The organism is Daejeonella sp. (genome assembly GCF_044232565.1).
Taxonomy (GTDB): Bacteria; Bacteroidota; Bacteroidia; order Sphingobacteriales; family Sphingobacteriaceae; genus Daejeonella.
Genome location: NZ_JBIILQ010000247.1, coordinates 1 through 4049, shown reverse-complemented (window position 1 = coordinate 4049; position 4049 = coordinate 1). Strand labels below are relative to the sequence as shown.

Annotated in this window: 4 protein-coding genes; all 4 read right to left on the bottom strand. The window is 33.0% G+C overall.

Going from position 1 to position 4049, the window contains the following annotated elements; genetic code table 11:
• Positions 1-557: 557 nt before the first annotated feature.
• Positions 558-794: a hypothetical protein gene (locus ACILQF_RS11355; protein ID WP_395627523.1), complete on the bottom strand. Its 237-nt coding sequence runs from the start codon at positions 792-794 to the stop codon at positions 558-560.
• 27 nt (positions 795-821) lie between these two features.
• Entirely contained in the window at positions 822-1265 is a 444-nt protein-coding gene (locus tag ACILQF_RS11350; RefSeq protein ID WP_395627522.1) for an HNH endonuclease, read from the bottom strand.
• A 790-nt stretch (positions 1266-2055) separates the two neighbouring features.
• Positions 2056-3444: a YHYH protein gene (locus ACILQF_RS11345; RefSeq protein WP_395627521.1), complete on the bottom strand. Its 1389-nt coding sequence runs from the start codon at positions 3442-3444 to the stop codon at positions 2056-2058.
• A 2-nt stretch (positions 3445-3446) separates the two neighbouring features.
• On the bottom strand, positions 3447-4016 hold the full coding sequence (locus tag ACILQF_RS11340) for a YbhB/YbcL family Raf kinase inhibitor-like protein (protein WP_395627520.1): 570 nt from the start codon (positions 4014-4016) through the stop codon (positions 3447-3449).
• Between the last annotated feature and the right edge of the window lie 33 nt (positions 4017-4049).

The following is a 4049-nucleotide window of genomic DNA, read 5'->3' as shown; positions in this document are numbered from 1 at the left end:
AACAGTTATAAAGCCAATAAGTCAAGGAATCAAAAAGAATACTCGGAAGTATTTTTAGATGATTTTGAACTAATAAATTAGAAATTCGTTTATGTGCAGACATGAAAATATTACCCATAAAAAATAAACGAAGTGCTTTTTCACTCGTTTATTGATTATAATTATTGATTGATCTAAAGAATTACCAGCTGGTAGTATTAATAAAGAACCCGCTGATTTAACACCCTGTACATAATCTTATGCTCTTTATGTTGAGCCGCGGCTTCCACATATACAATGGTGCCTTCTTTGATGATTCCAATGGCTTTTATGGTTTTCAATTAAATGGAACATGTAATTGTCTTAATTATAGAGAAGCTTACAGTATCTCATGAATAGTCCTATTTTTTATGTTTGAATTCCTTTTTGATAAGGGCTAATCTGGGAAATAAAATTAAAATCAGCACAAATTCTGATAGAGATGAATGGCTTCATTTGACTGAACAGGTTGTTTATCGAAGTGCCAGGTGCTGACCTAGACTTTTATAAACTCAGTAGGCTCTTTATATAATGGGTAATTAATTTCCTTTGTGGCTGTTGTAGAGCATTTGGCAAACTTTATCCATTGCTTTAAAAGTCTTGACATCAAAATTAGGAGATTGGGAAATGCTTGTTAAAGTTAGCACAGCATGGTATAGCATCTCATTATCTTGCCTTTTTATACGTTCAATAAAATCAATACGATTAGTCCCTTTAGGAGATTCTGAAACGATGATTTCTTCTTTATCAATGTCTATTGCAAACAATAAATCCATATCTATTTTTTTTTAAAGGTTTATAAATTATTTGTGTAAATAACATCGGCCGTTAGAATTACTTGTTGTATTTCTACATCTCGCACCTTTTTGAGTTGTTCCAGTGCATTGTGAGGAAGTGCTTGAAGATTTCCTACTTGTTGATGCAGATGATGATCCAGTTCTAGTTACGCTTCCATCACAACAATTAACGCCGACTATCCGATTATGTATTTTACAAGTACAACTATTTGATTTACTTCGATTACATTTTTGACAAAGCAATTGGATATTAGAAGGGTCATTAAGTCCACCGCAAGAAAATGGGGTAATATGGTCATATTCTAAGTTTAAGGAACTTCCACAGCAACGGCATGCACCTCCATCACGCGCAAAAACAATCTTTTTTGTGGTTGCTGATACATAGCGACTCTGGGCAAAAGAACAAATACTGAATAAAAGTAGTAACAGTATTAGGTATAATTTTTTCATGTTTATTTTGGGGGTAATAGCTTGATTTGATACGTTTAGGGATAATGGTTTAGGTATTTGTGATTTGGCGATTTGCTACTGCTCAAACTTCGAATTAATTTATATCGCTAAAGTAGCAAGATTTAACCAAAATATTATAAAATGGAGATTTAGGGGGGGGGAGTTTTACTTTCACTATAATAGGATGAAATTAGGGTCATGATTTGCCTTGCTACTACATAAAATTTGCAAACTATTTGCAAAAAAACGTCTAAAAATCTTAACGCCTCTGTCCGTAGAATTAAGCGCAGCGTCTCTACGGAATTTCCAATAAAAAAGAGTCTTCAGCCTCGATTACAGATTTTCGGAAATCAACACTAATAAATAAATTATTCTGTAAAAAAATTGGACGTTGAATCGATTTCTGTTTTTAGAATAAATGATTTGTACAAAACACATTTTTCTTAAAACACAAAACCCCTCAGAACTAAATCTGAAGGGCTTTCTTCCGTGGGAGATAAGGGTTCGAACCTTAACCCTCACGACTGTTGGTCGGGAGGGTCTGAACCAGCTATAAAACATCTTTTTCTTCTTTATTTTTTTCTGGATTTAATTTTATTAATTACTAAATAGAGTTAAATCTTACGTTAGGTTTTGCGCTATCATACATTGGATGTTTATAATTATTGAGATAATTAAATCGATCATAAACGACTACATTTTTTTACTTATCCGAATTCAGTATTGCAAATCAAGATCATAAGGCAATCAAACAAAAAATGGGAACGCATCAATAAAGCTAAATTTTAAATTATCGCTGATAGCTTGAGGTTGTTGCATTTCCTTCAATATCGGTTAATATATAGGTATACTTATTATTCGAGTCCCAACTGTATTTTACAGAACCATTTTTACTTCCAATTTTATACGTAAGTAAATAACTATTAGTACCTAAAGCAGTAAAATCTGTTATAGCTGCACCATTTAATGGAATAGTAGCTGGGCGAACTGGTTTCGTGAACGCTTGCGGAATAACCTGATTTTCAGGGGCGATAGTAGCTGGATCAAGTGTAACCTTTCCCTTTAAAGCCCCAATAACATACGGATAATCAATTGTACCATGGTAGTGATAAATTCCATTTTTGCCAGTATGACCATGACCAGAATCAAGTTCAATCATAGTACTTCCATCAGGTTCTTTTACTCCATATACTGGAAATCCATCTACTGCAAATGCAATAGGTTTTAGTCCATTTATTGTTGATAAATGCAGTGGTGCAGCATGGTAATGATAATCATCTGCCTTGCCACAATGTCCACCCCAAGTGTCTAATTCTCCGATTTTATAGGAGTCTTCACCTCTATTATTTAATGCATTAAAAATGGGTATTCCATTTACAGCAACGGCCACTGCACCTTTCATTAAATTTGTCTTTGTACTTAAAGGAACAGATGCGTACACTGGTTGTAATGGGATAGCCCAACTATTTGTGCCATTATAAGGTTGTGTGATTGGAACTTGTTGTTGCCAATTTGTAATCCCAATCATCATTTTATGATTTGGTATTCCATTGGATGAAACATAAAAATAAGTGTTATCCCAATTTGTACTAATTGAAGGTTTAAATGCTGAAAAAGCTGAATCAATAAATAAAGTATTTGTTTTAGGAATTACTATTTCAACTGGGTTATCTGATGAATTAGAGATGGAAGTGGAAGATTTTTTACATGCAATAAAAACAGAAAACAAGAATAAAAACCCTATAGACCCTAGCCTCATTGTAGGATTTAAGGCATAATTCTGAAACATAGGCTTTTTAAGTGTTATTAATACCAGGATTGAAATCAACAGTATTGATAACAGAATATATTTATTTAAATCATTATAATAATTGTGATTATTGTCAATTCTAATAGTATTAACAGCTGAAAATTTATTTATTTTAAAATTAGCTAATTTCTGATCTTGAATATTTAAATCTTCTATTGATACCGGTATTATTAGCCCTTCTTCCTGTTCAAGAAAAATTTTATTATCTCTTGCAAATGAAAAATTTCCTCTGACTATCTCGCCCGACTTAAGCCTCCAGGTATTTAAAACCATGTCATCCCCTTTGTGATAATGACCACCTGAATGTGCAAATACTAGTGTATTCTGTAATAAAAGGTAAGCAAGTACTAAAAAAATCAAGTTTTTCATAATTAAGGTCTGGTATAGGTGATGCTCATCACGGCACTGTCAACAATTTTATTTTTCATCCCAGCTAATAGAATATCCATCGTGACCTGATTGTTAGGGACTGTAATTGTTGGCTCTCCATTTAAAGCATATAATGTTATAACATAGGTTTTTGCCCCCGGCCCCTGAGAACAAGGAGGCGTGTAAGTAGTTTTTCCGTCTACAGTATTAATTCCAAATATCCCTATCGATTTTGAATTATTAGGGATAGAACTTGTGGTAGCGGGTATATTATACAATACAAAATATACATGTTTATCACCTGTTGGTGGTATCGTATGCATCGTAATAGCATAGTTGGTAGTTGTGGCAGGAGCATTAAGCCATTGAAATCCAGGCGAAATCCCTAAACTGTCACACGTATATAATTTAGGGTATAGTCCATTATTAGAAAATCCATTCCCGCTTAATTTTAATTGATTGGCTATAATTGGCGCATTGGTAATAAGGCTTGAATCAACAGCTGAGATGTTTGATTTTTTACAGCCCACCAAAACAACAAAAAGCAACAATATTTTAATACCCTTTTTCAAAATTTATAAATTTGATTTAAACAAAAATATTTT